The sequence below is a fragment of the Azospirillum sp. A29 genome (assembly GCF_042604625.1).
Lineage (GTDB): Bacteria > Pseudomonadota > Alphaproteobacteria > Azospirillales > Azospirillaceae > Azospirillum > Azospirillum palustre.
Window position 1 is genome coordinate 2,501 of record NZ_CP170460.1, and the last position, 18,916, is coordinate 21,416.

The 18,916-nt window shown below is 65.3% G+C and carries 14 protein-coding genes and 2 rRNA genes; 5 read left to right on the top strand and 11 right to left on the bottom strand.

Annotated features, from left to right (window positions below; all coding sequences use genetic code 11):
• Nucleotides 1-14 precede the first annotated feature (14 nt).
• From ABNQ38_RS00020 to ABNQ38_RS00040, 5 genes are all read left to right on the top strand, one after another.
• Nucleotides 15-2,759, top strand: a 23S ribosomal RNA gene (locus ABNQ38_RS00020).
• A gap of 147 nt (nt 2,760-2,906) precedes the next feature.
• Nucleotides 2,907-3,022 (top strand): 5S ribosomal RNA (rrf, locus tag ABNQ38_RS00025).
• 322 nt (nt 3,023-3,344) lie between these two features.
• Nucleotides 3,345-4,196, top strand: a complete 852-nt coding sequence (locus ABNQ38_RS00030) for a DMT family transporter (protein ID WP_377805066.1) — start codon at nt 3,345-3,347, stop codon at nt 4,194-4,196.
• Between the two features lie 306 nt (nt 4,197-4,502).
• Nucleotides 4,503-5,639, top strand: coding sequence for a hypothetical protein (locus ABNQ38_RS00035; RefSeq protein ID WP_098735776.1), 1,137 nt, complete (start codon nt 4,503-4,505; stop codon nt 5,637-5,639).
• Nucleotides 5,640-5,744: 105 nt separating this feature from the next.
• Complete coding sequence (locus ABNQ38_RS00040; RefSeq protein ID WP_174472559.1) at nt 5,745-6,134, top strand: DUF4280 domain-containing protein; 390 nt, start codon at nt 5,745-5,747, stop codon at nt 6,132-6,134.
• Nucleotides 6,135-6,164: 30 nt separating this feature from the next.
• On the opposite strand, the gene ABNQ38_RS00045 is transcribed toward ABNQ38_RS00040, so the two are convergent.
• From ABNQ38_RS00045 to ABNQ38_RS00095, 11 genes are all read right to left on the bottom strand, one after another.
• A complete protein-coding gene (locus ABNQ38_RS00045) occupies nt 6,165-6,857 on the bottom strand; it encodes a toxin-antitoxin system YwqK family antitoxin (RefSeq protein ID WP_377805067.1) in 693 nt (230 codons plus the stop codon).
• 10 nt (nt 6,858-6,867) lie between these two features.
• Entirely contained in the window at nt 6,868-8,985 is a 2,118-nt protein-coding gene (locus ABNQ38_RS00050; RefSeq protein ID WP_377805068.1) for a type VI secretion system Vgr family protein, read from the bottom strand.
• Nucleotides 8,986-9,037: 52 nt separating this feature from the next.
• Nucleotides 9,038-11,680, bottom strand: a complete 2,643-nt coding sequence (tssH, locus tag ABNQ38_RS00055) for a type VI secretion system ATPase TssH (RefSeq protein ID WP_377805069.1) — start codon at nt 11,678-11,680, stop codon at nt 9,038-9,040.
• Nucleotides 11,677-12,714, bottom strand: coding sequence for a type VI secretion system baseplate subunit TssG (tssG, locus tag ABNQ38_RS00060; protein ID WP_377805070.1), 1,038 nt, complete (start codon nt 12,712-12,714; stop codon nt 11,677-11,679). Before tssG ends, tssH begins: the two co-directional genes overlap by 4 nt.
• Nucleotides 12,678-14,474: a type VI secretion system baseplate subunit TssF gene (gene tssF, locus ABNQ38_RS00065; RefSeq protein WP_377805071.1), complete on the bottom strand. Its 1,797-nt coding sequence runs from the start codon at nt 14,472-14,474 to the stop codon at nt 12,678-12,680. Before tssF ends, tssG begins: the two co-directional genes overlap by 37 nt.
• A gap of 1 nt (nt 14,475) precedes the next feature.
• Complete coding sequence (tssE, locus tag ABNQ38_RS00070; RefSeq protein WP_377805072.1) at nt 14,476-14,961, bottom strand: type VI secretion system baseplate subunit TssE; 486 nt, start codon at nt 14,959-14,961, stop codon at nt 14,476-14,478.
• Nucleotides 14,962-15,100: 139 nt separating this feature from the next.
• Nucleotides 15,101-15,610: a type VI secretion system tube protein Hcp gene (locus ABNQ38_RS00075; RefSeq protein WP_098735784.1), complete on the bottom strand. Its 510-nt coding sequence runs from the start codon at nt 15,608-15,610 to the stop codon at nt 15,101-15,103.
• Nucleotides 15,611-15,657: 47 nt separating this feature from the next.
• Nucleotides 15,658-17,115 carry a type VI secretion system contractile sheath large subunit gene (gene tssC / locus ABNQ38_RS00080; protein ID WP_377806206.1) on the bottom strand — a complete coding sequence of 486 codons (1,458 nt, stop codon included), beginning with the start codon at nt 17,113-17,115 and terminating at the stop codon, nt 15,658-15,660.
• 58 nt (nt 17,116-17,173) lie between these two features.
• Entirely contained in the window at nt 17,174-17,716 is a 543-nt protein-coding gene (gene tssB / locus ABNQ38_RS00085) for a type VI secretion system contractile sheath small subunit (RefSeq protein ID WP_109451193.1), read from the bottom strand.
• A gap of 206 nt (nt 17,717-17,922) precedes the next feature.
• The gene (locus tag ABNQ38_RS00090; RefSeq protein ID WP_244592340.1) at nt 17,923-18,447 is read right to left on the bottom strand and encodes a hypothetical protein; all 525 of its coding nucleotides are present in this window, start codon (nt 18,445-18,447) and stop codon (nt 17,923-17,925) included.
• Nucleotides 18,448-18,604: 157 nt separating this feature from the next.
• Nucleotides 18,605-18,916, bottom strand: coding sequence for a hypothetical protein (locus ABNQ38_RS00095; RefSeq protein ID WP_377805073.1), 312 nt, complete (start codon nt 18,914-18,916; stop codon nt 18,605-18,607).

Here is an 18,916-nt window from a genome sequence, read left to right on the forward strand (position 1 = left end):
TTCGTTGGAGTTGAGATCAAGCGTCTGAAGGGCATCTGGTGGATGCCTTGGCACTGAGAGGCGATGAAGGACGTAGCACGTTGCGATAAGTCACGGGGAGCCGCGAGCAGGCTTTGATCCGTGAATTTCCGAATGGGGAAACCCACCGCGCAAGCGGTATCCCATGCTGAATCCATAGGTATGGGAAGCGAACCCGGCGAACTGAAACATCTAAGTAGCCGGAGGAAAGGACATCAACCGAGACTCCGCTAGTAGTGGCGAGCGAACGCGGACCAGGCCAGTCATTCGATCTACATAACCGGAACCGTCTGGAAAGTCGGGCCATAGCGGGTGATAGCCCCGTACGGATAAACCGGATCGGATGCTCGAGTAGGGCGGGGCACGTGAAACCCTGTCTGAACGTGGGGGGACCACCCTCCAAGCCTAAGTACTCCTCAGTGACCGATAGTGCACCAGTACCGTGAGGGAAAGGTGAAAAGCACCCCGACAAGGGGAGTGAAACAGTTCCTGAAACCGGATGCCTACAAGCAGTCGGAGCCTCCTTGCGGGGTGACGGCGTACCTTTTGTATAATGGGTCAGCGACTTAGAGTATGCAGCGAGCTTAAGCCGGTAGGTGGAGGCGCAGCGAAAGCGAGTCTGAATAGGGCGACCGAGTTGCATGCTTTAGACCCGAAACCTGATGATCTAGCCATGGGCAGGTTGAAGGTGCGGTAACACGCACTGGAGGACCGAACTCACGCCTGTTGAAAAAGTCGGAGATGACCTGTGGCTAGGGGTGAAAGGCCAATCAAATCAGGAAATAGCTGGTTCTCCGCGAAAGCTATTTAGGTAGCGCGTCGGATATCACCTGCGGGGGTAGAGCACTGGATGGGCTAGGGGGGCGCGAGCCTTACCAAACCTAACCAAACTCCGAATACCGCAGAGTGCAGTCCGGCAGACAGACGGTGGGTGCTAAGGTCCATCGTCGAGAGGGAAACAGCCCAGACCGCCAGCTAAGGTCCCCAAATCACGGCTAAGTGGGAAAGGATGTGGGAAGGCCATGACAACCAGGAGGTTGGCTTAGAAGCAGCCATCCTTTAAAGAAAGCGTAATAGCTCACTGGTCTAGTTAAGCCGGCCTGCGCCGAAAATGTATCGGGGCTCAAGCCGTGTACCGAAGCTGCGGATGCGATCTTTGATCGCGTGGTAGCGGAGCGTTCCGTAAGCCTGCGAAGGGTGTCCGTGAGGCCGCCTGGAGGTATCGGAAGTGAGAATGCTGACATGAGTAGCGACAAACAGTGTGAGAAACACTGTCGCCGAAAGTCCAAGGGTTCCTGCGCAAGGTTAATCCACGCAGGGTGAGCCGGCCCCTAAGGCGAGGCCGAAAGGCGTAGTCGATGGGAACCACGTTAATATTCGTGGGCCTGGCGGAGGTGACGGATTGGAAAGCGTGTACGATCTTATCGGATTGATCGTGCTGTGGACCGGTTCCAGGAAATAGCCCCGCCTTACAGACCGTACCCCAAACCGACACAGGTGGACTGGTAGAGTATACCCAGGCGCTTGAGAGAATGGTGTTGAAGGAACTCGGCAAATTGCCCTCGTAACTTCGGAAGAAGAGGGCCCCGTTGTGGCGCAAGCCATGGCGGGGGGCACAGACCAGGGGGTAGCGACTGTTTACTAAAAACACAGGGCTCTGCGAAGCCACACAAGGCGACGTATAGGGTCTGACGCCTGCCCGGTGCCGGAAGGTTAAGAGGAGGAGTGCAAGCTCTGAATTGAAGCCCCGGTAAACGGCGGCCGTAACTATAACGGTCCTAAGGTAGCGAAATTCCTTGTCGGGTAAGTTCCGACCTGCACGAATGGCGTAACGACTTCCCCGCTGTCTCCAACACCAACTCAGCGAAATTGAACTCTCCGTGAAGATGCGGAGTTCCCGCGGTCAGACGGAAAGACCCCGTGCACCTTTACTACAGCTTTGCAGTGGTGCTAGGGACTTCATGTGTAGGATAGGTGGGAGGCTTGGAAACATGGGCGCCAGCTCGTGTGGAGCCAACCTTGAAATACCACCCTTGAAGTCTCTGGCATCTAACCGTGGCCCGTTATCCGGGTCCGGGACCCTGCATGGCGGGTAGTTTGACTGGGGCGGTCGCCTCCCAAAGTGTAACGGAGGCGCGCGATGGTGGGCTCAGAGCGGTCGGAAATCGCTCGACGAGTGCAATGGCATAAGCCCGCCTGACTGCAAGACTGACAAGTCGAGCAGAGACGAAAGTCGGCCATAGTGATCCGGTGGCTCCACGTGGACGGGCCATCGCTCAACGGATAAAAGGTACGCCGGGGATAACAGGCTGATGACTCCCAAGAGTCCATATCGACGGAGTCGTTTGGCACCTCGATGTCGGCTCATCACATCCTGGGGCTGGAGCAGGTCCCAAGGGTTCGGCTGTTCGCCGATTAAAGTGGTACGTGAGCTGGGTTTAGAACGTCGTGAGACAGTTCGGTCCCTATCTGCCGTGGGTGTCGGAGTTTTGCGAGGATCTGTCCCTAGTACGAGAGGACCGGGATGGACATACCTCTGGTGCACCGGTTGTCACGCCAGTGGCATGGCCGGGTAGCTAAGTATGGACGGGATAACCGCTGAAAGCATCTAAGCGGGAAACCCACCTCTAAACCAGAGCTCCCTTGAGAGCCGTGACAGACCATCACGTCGATAGGAGGCATGTGGACGGGCAGCAATGCCTGAAGCTAAGCCTTACTAATCGCTCGATCGGCTTGATCTCGACACCACTAACCGCGCCATGCGCAGCAGCAAGCCTGCTCCAAGCAGTGCTTGACCAGCGCATCGCCGTTCGATACATCCTCAAATCACTTGCACGAACAAGCATATGCGCTTTCGGTAACGATGCGTCGGTCTTGTGCCTCGGTGACCTGGTGGTCATGGCGAGGTGTCAAACACCCGATCCCATCCCGAACTCGGCCGTGAAAAGCCTCCGCGCCAATGGTACTGCGTCTTAAGACGTGGGAGAGTAGGTCGCCGCCAGGTCGCTCAGGCACAAGAGACGCTCAAAGCCAAAGCACAAACGCTTGCATCTTCGCACTGATCGGAAACGCCCCGCCTCGAATGAGACGGGGCGTTTCGCCGTTCGGGCCGCGCTTACTCCGGTGTCAGGCTCTGGCTGGAAACATGAAACGTCGACGCACGGCTGCCGCCAGAGGAATGCAGGGCTGATTGTCAGTCTACCGAATTAGCATGCTCTGCAACCTAAAGAGGGCGGCCGGTCATGATGGACGAAACGGTGGGCGGCAGGCGAAACGGGACGGCCCTTCAGACGGCAGCCGGGACGGAACCCGGCCCGAGGATCTATTTGCAACTTGCCGGGGTCGTCCTGTTCTGGGGCGCCAACTGGCCGCTGATGAAGCTGGCGCTGCTCGACATCGGACCGCTCGCCTTCTGCGCCGTTCGGCTGGTCGGCACCATAGTAAGCCTGGCATTGCTGGCGCCGCTGTTGCGCTTTCCCTTACTGCCCCACCGCGGCGAGCGGCTGATGATCGCGGTCGTCGGCCTGCTGCAGGTCGGCGGCATGATGGGGCTGAGCAACATCGGGTTGCAGTTCGTCTCGCCGGGGCGGGCGTCTGTGCTTGCCTACACCATGCAGATGTGGACGCTGCCGCTCGGCCTGCTGCTGCTTGGCGAGCGCATCTCCAAGCGGCAAGCCGCGGCGGCGCTGCTGACCTTCGCCGGGGTGGTCGTCTTCTTCAACCCGGCGCTGGTGAACTGGAACGATATCAACGCGCTGATCGGCAACGGCTTCCTGATCGGTTGCGCGATCAGTTGGGCATTGGGGGCGACGCTCTACCGCCGACGGCTGTGGCGCACGCCGTTCTGGACCCAGATCTTCTGGCAGGTCGCCGCCAGCGCGGCGGTGATGGTGCCTCTGGCGCTGTTCGCCGAAACGGCGCACCCGATCAACTGGTCGGGTTCGCTGTTGGCGGTCATCGCCTACAATTGCCTGATCGCCACCGGGCTTTGCTATTGGTGGTGGAGCAAGGCGCTGTCGGTGATGCCGGCCAGCCAAGCCGGGCAGATCGTCTGTCTGGTGCCGGTCACGGCTCTGCTGTTGAGCGCGCTCGTCGACAGCGAACCGCTGAGTTTGGGCGTGCTGCTGAGCGTGGCGCTGATCGGCGGCGGCATCGCCCTCTCCGCACGGGCGCGCTGATCGGCTGCGCCAAGCGAACGCAGGCAGGAAATCCTGATTGGCGGGCGGGCTTTCGACCGAAGACGAGCCTCGGTAACGGAGGCGGCCGGTCGCAATCCGTGCGGAGAGCCGTCCTTCATTTTCGAAGTGGCCGCAGGCGCAATCATCAATTACGCTCAAATTTTCTTTGAACCGTTACCTTGCAGCGGTCGATTGTTCCGGAAATGGATTATCCAACAGTCCAGTTCGGAGCAAGTCCCGGTCGAAGTGGCGCTGCCAGTGTGGATACTGAGGCGGGAGAAACGGACCAACACTGGAGAGCACCCGATGGCCGGCATTCAGATCGCCGAGATGGATTTTTCCGCAGGGCTCAAGACCAAGCACATGAAGGTGCCTGCCATGGTCGCGAAGGTGGATCTGAAGGAGGTTCCGAAAGATCTCCAGAAGGCCATCGACAAGGACAAGATCATTGTCCAGAAGCTGATCGAAGCGGCCTATGAGCAGCTCAACAAGTCCAAGAAGGACATCCAGGGGGCTCTCCAGGACTTCGACGCCAACCTTGGCAAGAAGCCGCCGGCCAGCGAGAAGGAACTGGCCGAGCGCGAGAAGACCATCAACGTCATGTGCAAGCAGTTCACCGAGGCACAGTCGGGGCTGGCGCTGAAGGCGGTGGAAAAGGCATGGGACGCCTATGCCAGCAAGAAGTCCGATCTGAAGTCGTTCAAGCTGAAGTTCGCCAAGAGCATGGTGCTGGGGTCGATCAGCATCCTTGCCAGCACCGTGTCGGCCGGCGTCAGCGTCGGTGTCGCGGCGGTGACGGCGGGCGGCGCCACCCCGATGGCGATCATCGGCATCTGCACGACCGTCGCCAGCATCGGCAAGACCGCGGTCACCATGGCGCTCGCCATTCACAATTTCGCCCGCGACATCGAGAAGGCGGAAACCGACATCCGCAAGACCGACGACACGCTGGCGTCGGCCTACAGCAGCGGCGATCTGAATTTCAAGGCCGGCGCGCGCGAGGTGGCGGCGATCCTGGGCGTGCCGTTCGTGAAGTCGGTCGGCGGCATGGAAAAACTGCTGCTCGAATACCACGCCAAGACCGGCAAGATGGAAGAGCAATCCGACAAGCTCTACGATCAGGCCAAGAAGATGATGACCCAGATCGAGAAGCTGGAGAAGGAGAAGCTCTCCAAGCAGGCCGATGCGTTGGTCAAGATTCTCGGCGAGAAGGTCACCTTCACGCTCGACAAGATTCATGAGTTGCAGGCGCGTATCAAGACGAAGGACGTCTTCTACGATCAGATGACCGGCCACCTGGTCTGCTACAAGGATCTGCGCGGCAAGCCGCTGGAGAAGATCGGCGTGACGAAGGAGACGCTCGAGACCATCGTCACCATCGGCTCGACCCTGAAGACCATCGTCTCTACGACGCTTCAGATCGTCAAGCTGGCCGGCGGCTGACGCCTGTGCCTCATCGGAGGCTGTCCGGCGCCTGGAGAGGCACTGGACAGACTCCAGGCTTTATTCCGGGGATGGACCGCAGGAAACGGGAAAAGGAGACGCATCATGGGAATGCAGGCCGTCATGGGCGCGATGACGATGTGCAGCTTCGGCGCCGCACCGTCGAGCCTCATGGTGCTTCCCGCCAGCGCGGTGATGAGTTCCAAAGTGCCCGCCGCCAACATCATGGACAGCAAGCCGTTCGTCAATGTGTTGCCGTTCGGCATGTGCATGAGCATGGCCAACCCGGCGGTGGCCGCCGCGACCGCGGCGGCTTTCGGTGTGCTGACGCCCATGCCCTGCACGCCGATGACCGCTGCCCCCTGGGTGCCCGGCTGCCCGACCGTTCTGGTCGGCAAGATGCCGGCGCTCAACAACAGTTCGAAATGCATATGCAGCTTCGGGGGCGTCATCCAGATCACGCTGCCCGGCCAGTTCACCGAAATGATCCCTTGAGAGTCGATCTCCGGACCGAACCGCCCGACGCTATCGCCCCGGCGGCTTCGGCGCCGGGATCGCGCCGGTTTCCTTCCCGCTCTCCGAGAAGGTCCGCAGCGGCTCCACCAGGACGCCCTGGTGATAGACGCCGCGCTGCATCGGCTTGCCGGAAGGAAAGAAACGCAGGAACTCTCCCTCCAGCAGTCCGTCCTTGAAGAATGCCTGTTCGCTGACCGCTCCGCTCTCGAAAAAGCCTGCCGTCGGGCCGTTCAGACGGTCCGCCGCATAGGTCTCCCGGCGCAGAACCGCACCATGCGGGCTGTAGAAGACCGACTCGCCCTCACGCTTGCCGGCACGGTACTGCACCACGGCCGCCACCGTACCGTTGGTGGCGAAATAGACGGACGGCCCTTCCAGCTCGCCGCCGTGGTAGCTCATGCGGCAGACCAGCCGCGCCTGCATGTAGAAGGTTGAGGTGCCGTGCAGCACGCCATTCACATAGTCGGCGACCTGCACGATGTTGCCGTCATCGTCATAGTGGCGTGTCTCGCCGTGCATGGCGCCGCCACGCATGCGGGCCCGCATCGCCGGCCGGCCGGTTTCCCCATAACGGATGAAATCGCCGTCGAATACCCCGTCCACCAGCCGTCCGGACTGGACGATGCGCCCGTGCGCGTCGCGCTCCTCGACCCTGATCTCGGTGGGGCCCGCGGCGTCGGGACTGTCGGTTGCTGAGTCCATGTCCGTCATCTTAGTTCACCATCACCACGCCGCCCTTGAGCGTCAGCATGCCGCCGCCGCTCACCTCGGCCGTCGCCGACCCCTTGACCGTGCTGGTCAGGCCCTGGGCCGTCAGGGCCAGGCCCGCCTTGAGGTCCAGCGTCGTCCCGCCTTTGAGCGTGGCGCCCATGCCGGCCTTCATGTCCAGGCCCATGCCGGCGTCGATCTCCATGCCGGTCCCGGCCTTCACGGTCATCGCGGTGCCGGATTTGACGTCGAGCGAGGTGCCCGCCTTGATCTCGATGCCGGTCGCCGCCTTGATGCCGATGTCGGCCGAGGTCGCCGTCAGCTTGATCGACTTGCCCTTGATCACGATGTCGCCGGTCACGTCGATGGTCAGGTTGCCCTTGACCGTCAGCGTGTAGTTGTTGTCGACGGTGTGCTCGAAATCGTCGTTGTTGAGGTGCGTTTCCTTGCCCTTGACCGACAGGTCGCGGGTGCCCTTCGAAATCGCGTGCGTCTCGTTGCCTTCGGACACGGTGATCGTATGGTTGTTCTTGACCGTCAGCTTGCGGTCGTTCTTGACGTCGATGGTGCTGTCGTTCTCGATCGTCTCGATCTCGTCGTGCTTGACCAGGCGTGTCAGGTCGTTGAGGACCTTGATGTTCATGTCCTTCTGGGCCTGGACGAAGATCTCCTCGTTGTCGGCCTTGTCCTCGAAGCGGATCTCGTTGAACTTGCCGGTGCCGTTCTTGGAGGTCTGGGTCTTGATTGTGCTCTTCGTGGAATCGTCGGGTAGCGTATAGGGAACGGTCTGGTCGGCGTTGTAGACGGCGCCGGTGACCAGCGGCCGGTCGGGATCGCCGTCTAGGAAGGTGACCACCACCTCCTGCCCGACGCGCGGGAAGAACATGATGCCGTAATTCTTTCCGGCCCAGCCCTGGGCAACCCGGACCCAGCAGGAGCTTTTCTCGTCGCTGGTGCCGAGCCGGTCCCAGTGGAACTGCACCTTGATCCGCCCATACTGGTCGAGCCAGATCTCCTCGCCCGACTTGCCGACAACCTTGGCGGTCTGGGTCGAATGGATCCGCGGCTTCTGGGCGGTGTTGAGCGGGCGGAAGGGGTGGGCCGACGGGAAGCCGGTGAAGGTCGCGACGAAGCGGTTGGTCGCCCCGTCGATGCGCACGGAGTTCAGCACCATCTCCGCGTTGAGCGAGTCCTTGCGGTGGCCGGAGATGGTGATCTTGGTCCCGGCCTCCATCCCGCGGCAGTGTCCGCCGCCGCGGATGCGCTGGCTGGCGAAGGCGAGGGCCTGCTGGCGAACCAGGGCGATCTGCTCGCCGTCGGCGGACACCGTGTGGCGCACCGCATAGTCGTTCATCGTGCCGGTGCCGGCGGTCCCCTCCGCCGTGGCGTAGAGGTCGGTCGCGGGTGTTTCGAAGTGATAGCTGTCCACCCCGACGCTCTTGGTCGTCACCCGCCGCTCGACGCCGAGCTGGGTGATGACGTTGTCCTCGTTGTCGTAGGCCTTGTGCCCGCGATACTCGTAGGTGGAGACCAGCGCGCTGGTGGTGAAGGCGCTGTCGCCGTCGCCCAGGACCAGCTTGTGCTCGCCGTCGGCATGCTCGAAGAAATAGAAGATGCCTTCCTCTTCCAGCAGCCGGGCGATGAAGTTGTAGTCGGTCTCGCGGTACTGCACACAATATTCGCGGGTCGAATAGGTGCCGTTTAGCACCGTCTTGATGGTGCCGGTGGAGCCGATCACCGCCTCGACGATTTCCGGCACCGTCTTTTCCTGGAAGATGCGGCAATCGCCGGAATGGGTCAGCATCCACAGCCAGGGATGCAGCTCCGCCTCGTAATGCGCGGAGGAATCGCGGTCGTCGATGTGCGTCAGCTCGATGCGGCCGACGATGGCGTTGATGTAGCGCTTGGACGTGCCGTCGCCCAGCGTCAGGGTCACCGTCACCGGCTTGCCGACGATCTGGTCGAAGTCGATGTCGTCGTCCGACGAGAGCATGGTCACCCGGTAGGAGAAGAGCGACGACAGCCGCTCCTCGCCCACGATGTTGCGCAGGATCAGCTTGTCGGGTCCGAGCGGAGTCGAGATCGACAGGTGCTGCTGGGCCTGTGAGAAACGCTCGCTCATTCTTCCCTCGTGCTGCCTTCCCTCGTGCTTCCTCGCCCCGTTCCGCCGCCGGTCAGGCCAGCGCCGGTTCCGTGGCTCCAACGGTCACGGTGAAACGCCCGTCGCTGTCGCAATCGACCCGGATCGCCCCCACCGGTTGTCCGGCAGCCACCTGATCAAGGATCCGCATGGCCACTTCGGGCACCACGAACTCCGACAGCAGGGTGTCGATCATACGGGCGCCGGCATCGGAATGCACGGCCCGCCGCACCAGCGCCTCCAGTGCCGCCGGCGCCACGGTCAGCGCTGCCGCACGGTTGCCCTCGGTGCGCTTGCGCAACTTGTCCACCTTCATCATGGCGATGGCGCGGACCTGCTGCTCGCTGAGGGGATAGTAGGGAACCACCGTCAGGCGGCCGAGGAACGACGGCCGGAAGCGCCGCCGCAGCGGATCGGAGATGGCCTCGACACCCTCCTCCAGCGCCTCGCGGATCCCGCCGGCATCGAGCCGCGCCCGGCCCAGTTCCGTCAGCTCCACGTCGCCGAGGTTGCTGGTCAGCAGGATCAGCGTGTTGCGGAAATCGACCTCCACCCCCTCGCCATCCTCCAGCACGCCCTTGTCGAAGACCTGATAGAACATGTCCAGCACGTCCGGGTGGGCCTTCTCCACCTCGTCCATCAGGATGACCGAATGCGGGCGGCGGCGCACCGCCTCGGTCAGCACGCCGCCGCTGCCATAGCCGACATAGCCCGGCGGGGCGCCGCGCAGGGTCGCCACCGCGTGCGACTCCTGGTACTCCGACATGTTGATGGTGATGAGGCTCTGTTCGCCGCCGTTCAGCAGCTCGGCCAGGGCCAGCGAGGTTTCCGTCTTGCCGACTCCGCTGGGACCGCTCAGCAGGAAGACGCCGATGGGGCGGTTGGGCTCGTTCAGGCCGGCGCGGTAGCCGCGCACCGCCCGCGCGATGGCGCGCAGGGCCTGCGGCTGGCCGACGACGCGCGCTTCCATGCGCTCCTCCAGCCCGACGACGACATCGACATCGTCCTTGGACATCGAGCCGACCGGAATGCCGGTCCAGTTCGACACCACCGCGGCGACCACACCGCCGTCGACCCGGTGCGGCACCAGCGCGTCGTCGCCGCGCAGCGCGGCCAGCCGCTCCTCCGCCGCCACCGCGTCGGCCTGCCGCCCTGCGGTCAGCGCCTCGTCGATGGCCTTCACCAGTTCGGCCTCGCGGTTCCAGCGCCCGGTCAGCACCGCAAGCTCCTCGGCGACGGCACGGCGGCGGGCGGCGATGCCGGCCAGCCGGGCTTCGTGCGCCGCGCCGGCCTCGCGCTCCAGCCGCTCGGCCTCGCGGGCCAGCATCTGGTCCTCGCGCTCCAGCGTCTCGACGGCTTCGGGTTTGGAGGTGCGAGCAACGGCCACCCGGGCGCAGGCGGTGTCCAGCACGCTGATCGCCTTGTCGGGAAGCTGGCGCGCCGGGATGTAGCGCGCCGACAGCTTCACCGCCGCGGCGATGCCGTCGTCCAGCACGCGCACGCCGTGGTGCTCCTCGAAACGGCGCACCAGCCCGCGCAGCATGGCGGCGGCGGCGGCCTCGTCCGGCTCGGGAACGGAGACCGGCTGGAAACGGCGGGCGAGCGCCGGGTCCTTCTCGAAGTATTTCTTGTACTCGGCCCAGGTGGTGGCGGCGATGGTACGGAACTCGCCGCGGGCGAGCGCCGGCTTCAGCAGGTTGGCGGCGTCACCCTGTCCGGCCGCCCCGCCGGCCCCGATCAGCGCGTGGGCCTCGTCGATGAAGACCACCGTCGGCACGGCGGAGGCCGCCACCTCCTTGATGATCGACTTCAGCCTGTTCTCGAACTCGCCCTTGACGCCGGCGCCCGCCTGGAGAAGGCCGAGGTCCAGCGTGCGGATCGCCGTGCCGCGCAACGGCTCCGGCACGTCGCCCTCGGCGATGCGCAACGCCAGCCCTTCGACGATGGCGGTCTTGCCGACGCCGGGGTCGCCGACCAGGATCGGGTTGTTCTGCCGCCGCCGCATCATCACGTCGACGACTTGGCGTATTTCCCGGTCGCGGCCGATCACCGGATCGATCTTGCCGGCACGCGCCTGCGCCGTCAGGTCGACGGTGTACTGGTCCAGCATGGACTGGCCGGAGGCCAGCGGCGAGGGGGTCGGCGGCGCCTCGCCGCCGAGCGGTGCGGGCGCGGTGGCGGACGCCTCGCCGAGCTTGGCGTCGCTGCGCAGCATGCGCACGAGTTCCGGCAGGTCGGTGGCGGTGCGGTCGCGCGGGATGGCAAGCAGCGACGGTGCGGACTCGCCGACCACCGCGCGCACCGAATCGCAGGCGACCGCTGCCCACAGAAGGGCCGGCACCAAGATCTGCGGGCTGTCCAGATGCGTCACCGAGGTGAGCAGCGCGTTCTCCAGCAGCTCCGGCACCCGCGGTGAGAAGGCGGGGGTGCGGGTGTTGCCGCGGCGGATCTTCTCCAGCGCCGCGTTCAGCTCGGCCTCGACCCGCGCCGAATCGACGTTGTAATGGCGCAGGATGCCGGCCACGACGCCGCTGTTGGCGCGCAGGACACTGAGCAGCAGATGTTCGACCTCGACGTCGTAATGGGTGTTCGACACGCACAGGGCGGCGGCGCGTTCCAGCACCTTGCGGCCGTCGCGGTCGAGCTTTCCGATCAGGGTCTTGATGTCGGCGGTCACGGGCTGCCTCCGGTCGCGGGCTGAAGAGTGAGCTGGCCGGGTGTCCGGCTCGGCGAGTTGGGGAAGCGCAGCCAGGACGTCCAGCCGAGCAGGCTGCCGTCGCGGGCGGAAAGGCGGGTGTGCGGCACCATCGGCGGGCTCAGCACCAGGGAGATCTGGAAATCCATGCCGTCACCGCTGTGGAAGCGGGCGAGGGCGCACAGCGTGGCGTGGTGGCGGCCGCTGGGCAGGAAGTCGCGGTAGCGCTCCAGTGAGTCCATTTTCAGTTCGATGGCGTAGCAGGTCTGCTGGTCCCAGACGCGCCGTCCGACCACCACGTCCTGGCCCAGCCGGTTGTTGCGTCCCCGCCGCCCGGCGCTGACGACGGTCGTCGCCTCTTCGCCCAGGGGAAGCCAGCGGCCGACGAAGCCCTTGACCCGTGCCTCGACCTGGAAGATGGCGCCGATCATCGTCTCCAGCCCGGCGGCGGAACGCACGCGGCAGGACAGGATGCCGGAAAAGGCCAGCAGCATGCGGTCGGGCGCACCCGGCAGCCGTTCCTCCAGATGATCGGTGCCGATGCCCACCAGGGAACGCAGGGCCCGAGCAAGCAGCGACCGCTCCGGATCGCGCTCCAGCAGCGGCAGGCTGCCCTGCCGCGTCCGGTAGAGGATCGACATCAGGCGGTGGTTGAAGATGTCGTAGAAGGCGGCGCCGGCCGTATCGTGGCGGGCCACGCGCTCCAGCATCATCTCGGTGGCGACATAGGGCAGGGGGCCGCCCGTGCCGCCGAGCCCCAGCACCGGCGAGCGCACGACGCCGCGCCCATCCTCGTCCTGCCGCGCCGACACCACGTCGCTGGCCGGAAAGGCGAGGGTGGCGTCATGCTCGATGCGCACGGCCTCGCGGTCGGGATCGATGCCCGACCCCAGCGGCTCGCGGTCCGGTGCGGCGCGTTCCAGCAAGGCGATGGCCTGGAACAGGTCGAACCCCCAGGGCTCGGCCTCCAGCGCCTCGATCAGAGGACGGGCTGATTGCCTGCCAGGCGTGGCCATGTCTTCCAGATCCCCCCTCGTTGCACCGAGCGCAGCCGGAGCTGGGCGAAAGCGTTGACGTTGACGTAGAGGCCGAGGAAGCGGCTCAGCACCCCGCCGAACACCAGCGGACTGGTGCCCACGAAGTTGCGCTCGTCGATGTCGAGCGTCAGTTCCAGCCCGCGCACGAAGCCGCGCCAGGCATCCTGGCCGATGCGGTGCAGGACCGGCCGCGAGAACAGGGCGTTCAGGCCGCGCAGCTGGTTCTGCGCCATCACGTCGTCCGGCGCATAGAGCCCGAGAATGGCCTGGAGCGCCCGCAGACCCTCCGGATCGCCCGTCAGGCTGAGATGGTTGACCGACAGGTGCGAGACCAGCTTCCACGCCGACGTGCCACCGATCGGGGCGGGACGCCCGGCGGTCGGCTTGTTCAGGCAGCGGATGGATGCGATGGGGGCCGCCTCCTCGATCATCAGCACCGCCCCGGCCGGCACCTGCTCCGCCAGACCGCGGTTGGTGCAGGCGACCCGCACCAGCAGCGTCTCGTCCGCCGGCTCCGCCGGATCGAGGTCGAGATGGTGCAGGCTGAGATAGACGTCGGTGCCCGGCATGTCCTCGCGCTGGGTCGGTTCGCGCGCGGCGAGCCAGAAGCCGCGCGGATCGGCATCGGCGCTGGCATGCTGAAAGGAGAACAGCGGCACATAGGTGCGGCGCGCGCCGTCGGCGTCGCGCATGCCCGTGACCTCCAGCACCGAATGGATCTCGGTGGTCCGCTCGCGCATGGCGTCGGCGACGACGCGGTAGGAGGTGCGCTTGTGGTTGAGCCGCACCGGCTCGGCCGAGCGGGTGAACAGGTTGACGATCGGCGTGCAGCCCAGCCGGAAACAGTCGCGGCGCACCGTCAGCCGGTTGGGCAGCGGGCGCGACACCAGGATCAGCACGTCCACCACCGTTCCCGATAGCCGGCCCTGCGGCAGCGCCAGATCGTAGAAGTCGAACTTCTGCGGGAACTCGAAATACTCCTGCAGCAGGCCGTAGGCCGGCTGGGCGTGCCGCGGGTGCGGCAGCACGGTCTGGTCGGGCTCGAAACCGACGGGGCGGAGCAGGTCGTCGCCGCGCAACCGCACCGGCGGCTTGCCGGGCACCAGATAGACGACCTCCACCATGCCGCACAGCAGCAGCTCGTGCAGCGCCGCGTTCAGCACCGGCTCGCCGTTGAGGAACAGCCTCAGGCTCTCGACCGGCAGGTTCTCGAAGACCTGATTGCAGGTTTCCAGCCGCAGGCGCAGGACCGAGGCGGCTTCGCCGCTGTCGATGAAGTCGTAGCGCTCGGTCGGCTCGACCGCGGCCTCGGTCAGGGCCAGCGGCCACAGGGTCACGTCGTAGGCCGTGCGGAAACGGCAGCGCGCCGATCCTTCGGCCAGGGCGTGCAGCGCCGTGCCCCGCGGCACGGTGAAGCCGCCGGTGAGCTGGCCGTTGCCGGCCGCCGGCTCCATCTGGGCGATGCCCATCGGCGGCACCGGCGCCACCAGCTGCGGATGGAGGATGCCGAGCAGCGCTTCGGTGAAGCGCGGAAATTCGCGGTCGAGGTTGAGTTGCAGGCGTCCGGTCAGGAACGCGAAGGACTCGATCAGCCGCTCGACGTTGGGATCGGCCGCCTGGTCGGGTCCGAGCGCCAGGCGCCGGGCGATCTTCGGGTAACTGCGTGCGAACGCCTCGCCCGCCCGGCGGACGTACAGCAGTTCGCGCTCGTAATGTTCGAGGAGATCCTCGCGCCGCATGTCAATCCGTCCCGGCGGCGAGGCCGGCGGTCGGCGCCTGGGATGCAGCGCCGAGATTAACGGAGAAGAACAGCGGCTCGACGACGGTCCCGGCGGCCACCTCGCCGGAGATTTCCACCGTCAGCGTCCCGTTGCCCTTGCCGGGTGTCACGACGACGCGCGGCCGCAGCAGGCGCGGCTCGAAATCAAGGATGGCATGGCGGACCACGGTCTCCACCCGGCGGCGGTCGGTGAAGGAGCGCGGGTGGATCTCGCCGAAGTCCGGCAGTCCGTATTCCATCACGGTGCCGCCGGTGTCGGTCCGGCGTTCGCCCGCGGTGCGGCTGTCCAGCAGGCGCTGGATCTCCCGCTGGATGGACGCGGTCAGGTCGGGCATGGACATGACGGTCATGGACGGATCGTCGGTCGACGGGTTGTCCGGCTCGAAATCGATCAGGCGCTCGAAGAGCAGCGTACGCCCGCCGTTCATCGCCTTGGACTGTGTCATTACCGGCCTTCCGATCCCATGTCGTCCGCGTGCCCGCGGCGTTGCCACGCTTGCCCCTCCCTTGCGGAGCGAGAGAGGGGGCAACCGTTTCCGCCACGGCATGGCCCCGGCGGTTGCCGGGGGCTCATGCCGCAGAGTCTCAGCTCGCGCCGCCGACCGCACCGGTGAGCAGATCGAACGAGACGCCGCCGCCGCCCTGGCTGGTCTGCTTCTCGTCGTACTGCTTGTAGACCCAGGTGATCTTCGTCGCGTTGATCTCCAGGCTCTCCGTGGTGTCGCCCTCGCTGACGCTCAGCGAGTGCTTCGACAGAAGCGGGTTGGTCAGCTCCAGGGTGAGGAACTCGACCCACTGGAACTCGTCGTCGCCCAGCGGCTTGACGCAGTGGATCTTCCAGGTCTCGCCCTTCACGCCGGCCCGCAGCAGCAGGCTGATGAGCTTGGGGGACGCGATGTCCCACTTGCGCTCCAGCGTGATGTTGTTGACCTTCGGCGTGTGGACGGTGCGGCGTGCGTTGGTCGTGACTTCCATCTCGACTTCCATGTCCTGCGCGAGCGATTCGCACAGGATCATGTCGGTGAAGTCGACCTGCTTCGTCTTGACCCGGCACTCGCCCTTGACCTCGGGGATCTCCAGGATGACCATGGACATGGTGATGAACTCCTAAACAGATGGGCGTTGGACGGTCGGGGCCGGGGTCAGGCTTCCGGCGCCGGCAGCTCGGCCACCAGCCGGATCGAAGCCGACAGCTCTTCGAGCTGGAAGTGCGGGCGAAGGAACACGTTGGCGCGGTAAACGCCCGGACGGCCCGGCACCTCGTAGACGTCCACGCGGGCCTCGCGCAGCGGGAAGCGCGCCTTCATGTCCTGGGAGGCGTCGTCATCCAGCAGGATGTAGTTGCCGATCCAGGTGTTCAGGTAGCTCTGCACGTTGCCGCGGGTCGTGAACGAGCCGATCTTGTCGCGCAGCATGACCTTCAGGTAATGCGCGAAACGCGACGACACGAGCATGTAGGGCAGCATCGCCGAGAGCCGCGCGTTCGCGTTGGCTTCGTTGGTGTTGTACACCTTCGGCTTGTTGGCCGTCTGGCCGCCGAAGAACGCCGCATAGTCGGTGTTCTTGCAGTGCACCAGCGAAATGAAGCCGAGGTCGTTCAGCTCCTTTTCACGACGGTCGGTGATGGCGATCTCGGTCGGGCACTTCAGCGCGACATCGCCCTCGTCCGTCTTGAAGGTGTGGGTGGGCAGACCGCCTACCCGGCCGCCGCCCTCGACGCCGCGGATGGCCGCAGTCCAGCCATACTTGGCGAAGGCGTCGGTGATGCGCGCGCCGAGCGCCCACGCGGCGTTGCCCCACAGGTACTTGGAGTGATCGCGGCCGTCCACGTCCTCCACGAAGTTCACGCCTTCGACCGGCACCGTCTTCGGGCCGTAGGGCAGGCGCAGCAGCGTGTGCGGCATGACGAGCGCGACGTAGCGCGAGTCTTCCGACGCGCGGAAGGAACGCCACTTCGTCATCTCGGCGGTTTCGAAGATCTTCGACAGGTCGCGCGGACCGGACAGCTCTGAGAAGCTGTCCATGTCGAACATCTTGGGCGAGGCGGCGGCGATGAAGGGCGCGTGGGCCGCAGCGGCGACGTTCGAGATCTTCTCGATCAGCGACATGTCCTGCGGATGGCGGCCGAACTCGTAGTCGCCGATCAGCACGCTGTAGGGCGTGCCGCCGAGCGTGCCGTACTCGGCCTCGTAGACCATCTTGAACAGCGCGCTCTGGTCGAACTCGACCGCGCTGTCGAGATCCTTCTGCAGGTCCTTGCGCGAGCTGTTCAGCACGCGGATCTTGAGCTGCTTGCCGGTCTCGCTGTTCATGACGAGGTAGTTCAGGCCGCGCCAGGTGGCTTCCAGCTTCTGGAAGTCCTCATGGTGCAGCACCTCGTTGAGCTGAAGGCTGATCAGCTCGTCGATCTGGGCGATGCGGTGGTTGATCGCCTCGACGACATCCACGGCGACGGCGTCGCCGGTCTCGGCGACGACCTGGTCCACGAACTCGGACAGCAGGTCGCGGGCGTAGGGGCGCTGGCCTTCTTCACGCGCCATCTTGCCCTCGACCATCATGCGGTCGAGCAGGCTGGCGCTGGCGGTGCTCTCGACGGACATTTCCGTAGTCACTTGGGCACTCCTGTGAATGCGTTCCGTATCAGCGGAGGGGCGGCCGTCAGGCGGCCGGCGGCTCTTCCGTCGGAACCGGCGCCATGGCCGTTTCCGTGGGGCCGAGGAGCTTCTTCAGCTCGTCCTGCTGTTCGGTGTTGGAGATGACGTCGTTGAGCAGGCCGCTCAGCTCGTCGTTGCCGTCCAGCTTCGCCAGCAGGTCGGAGAGCTTCTGCCGGGCCTCGAACAGGCGGGCCAGCGCCGGCACCTGGTTCAGCACCTGGACCGGCTCGAAATCGCCCATGTCGTCGAAGTTCAGCAGCACGTTGAGCTTGCCGCCGTCGGGCTGGAGCTTGTTGTCGACTTGGAACGCCAGCCGCGGAGCGGCGGAGGCCAGAACGTCGTTGAAATTGTCGCGGTCGACCTCGACGAACTTCCGCTCCTTCAGCTTCGGCAGCGGCTTTTCCGGCTTGCCGCTCAGGTCGGCCAGGACGCCGACGAGGAACGGAAGCTCCTTCATCTCGGTCGCGCCGCCGGTGTGAACCTCGTACGTCAGCTTGACGCGCGGCGGACGGACGCGCTCCAATTTCTTCTGGATGCTCTCGGTCATGACCTCACCACCTCGCAATGAATCCATGCGCGCCCTGCGCCGCGCGTTAGCCCCGCCATCATTCGGAGTGCAATCAATCTTAGCCAGCCGAGATAGGCCCCAATTGGCTGGCATCCCCCGGTAACACCTCCGTTTCGGAGGTATTACCCCGCAGCAGGCCTTTCGGCCTGTTCCATTCCGGCGGGAAGTCCCGCGCCGGTACGGAGTTACCGGCGCAGGTGCCGCAGCAGGAAGTTGCGCGCTTCCACCAGCTGGCTCATCCGTTCCGCGCTCGACAGCAGGCCGGTGTCGGGATGGTAGATCGGCGCCAATGTGCGGAATCGGCTGTTGACCGCCTGCGGATCGAGCCCCCACTCGTGGGTGAATCCCAGCACATAGGTCGCCTGCCAGGGCTTCAGGATCGGCTGCTGGAGCGGACGGAAGGCCAGCGTCTCCAGCGCGGAGGTCAATTGCTCAAGGCGCAGGCGGCAGCGGCTCATCTCGGTTTCCACCGCGGCCAGTTCGCCCGACGTGACCAGACGCGCCCCGTCGGACGCACCGATGGTCGCCGCTGCCCACGCCGCCTTGCGCACCGTCGCATGGTCCAGGCGGACCGGGTAGCGCACCCTCAGCTTCGGCACCACGCGCACCCGCCGGGTGCGTCCGTTCTTCAGCGTCACCCGCCGGTACGACACGTCCACCGGGTTGGGTTCCCCCGGATCCGGCAGGGCCTCCAGCACGTCGGGGCTCATGACCGTCAGGAATGCTCGAATGAGCTGCGAAGTCGTCATGCCGCGGGCGACCGCTGCCGCCTCGACGGCCGACCTCAGGGAATGCTGGCAAGGCACGACGATGGAGGACAAGGGGCGACCCCGAAGTGTGAGTGAATCCATGAATGACCTGTAAGGCTCAGTCCCGCGCCTGCCGGAGCTGGGCGAGCGCATCGCGGATCGCCGCCTCCAGCGCGGCGATCCGGCCGCGTTGCTGTTCGTCGCGCCGAGTGGCGGCCTGTGCGGCGCTGCGCAGGCGGCCGACCTCCTCGATGGGCGACGCGTCCACCCCCCGGCGGTCGAGGTAGAACAGACCGACCTCGATCACCTCCCGCAGCGTCTGGCCGGCCGGCAACAGCCGCTCCAGCGCCGCCAGGGCTGCAATCCGCTCGCCCGCCGCCTCGCTGCCCAGACGCGGCAGCACCGCCCGCAGGCGTTTGTCCCGGCTCAA

Bases quoted from the DNA above. Each gene is read 5' to 3' on its own strand.
- ABNQ38_RS00035 (WP_098735776.1), top strand. From the start codon at position 4,503: ATGGCCGGCATTCAGATCGCCGAGATGGATTTTTCCGCAGGGCTCAAG.
- ABNQ38_RS00040 (WP_174472559.1), top strand. From the start codon at position 5,745: ATGGGAATGCAGGCCGTCATGGGCGCGATGACGATGTGCAGCTTCGGC.
- ABNQ38_RS00045 (WP_377805067.1), bottom strand. From the start codon at position 6,857: ATGGACTCAGCAACCGACAGTCCCGACGCCGCGGGCCCCACCGAGATC.
- ABNQ38_RS00050 (WP_377805068.1), bottom strand. From the start codon at position 8,985: ATGAGCGAGCGTTTCTCACAGGCCCAGCAGCACCTGTCGATCTCGACT.
- tssG (WP_377805070.1), bottom strand. From the start codon at position 12,714: ATGGCCACGCCTGGCAGGCAATCAGCCCGTCCTCTGATCGAGGCGCTG.
- tssF (WP_377805071.1), bottom strand. From the start codon at position 14,474: ATGCGGCGCGAGGATCTCCTCGAACATTACGAGCGCGAACTGCTGTAC.
- tssE (WP_377805072.1), bottom strand. From the start codon at position 14,961: ATGACACAGTCCAAGGCGATGAACGGCGGGCGTACGCTGCTCTTCGAG.
- ABNQ38_RS00075 (WP_098735784.1), bottom strand. From the start codon at position 15,610: ATGTCCATGGTCATCCTGGAGATCCCCGAGGTCAAGGGCGAGTGCCGG.
- tssC (WP_377806206.1), bottom strand. From the start codon at position 17,115: ATGTCCGTCGAGAGCACCGCCAGCGCCAGCCTGCTCGACCGCATGATG.
- tssB (WP_109451193.1), bottom strand. From the start codon at position 17,716: ATGACCGAGAGCATCCAGAAGAAATTGGAGCGCGTCCGTCCGCCGCGC.
- ABNQ38_RS00090 (WP_244592340.1), bottom strand. From the start codon at position 18,447: ATGAGCCCCGACGTGCTGGAGGCCCTGCCGGATCCGGGGGAACCCAAC.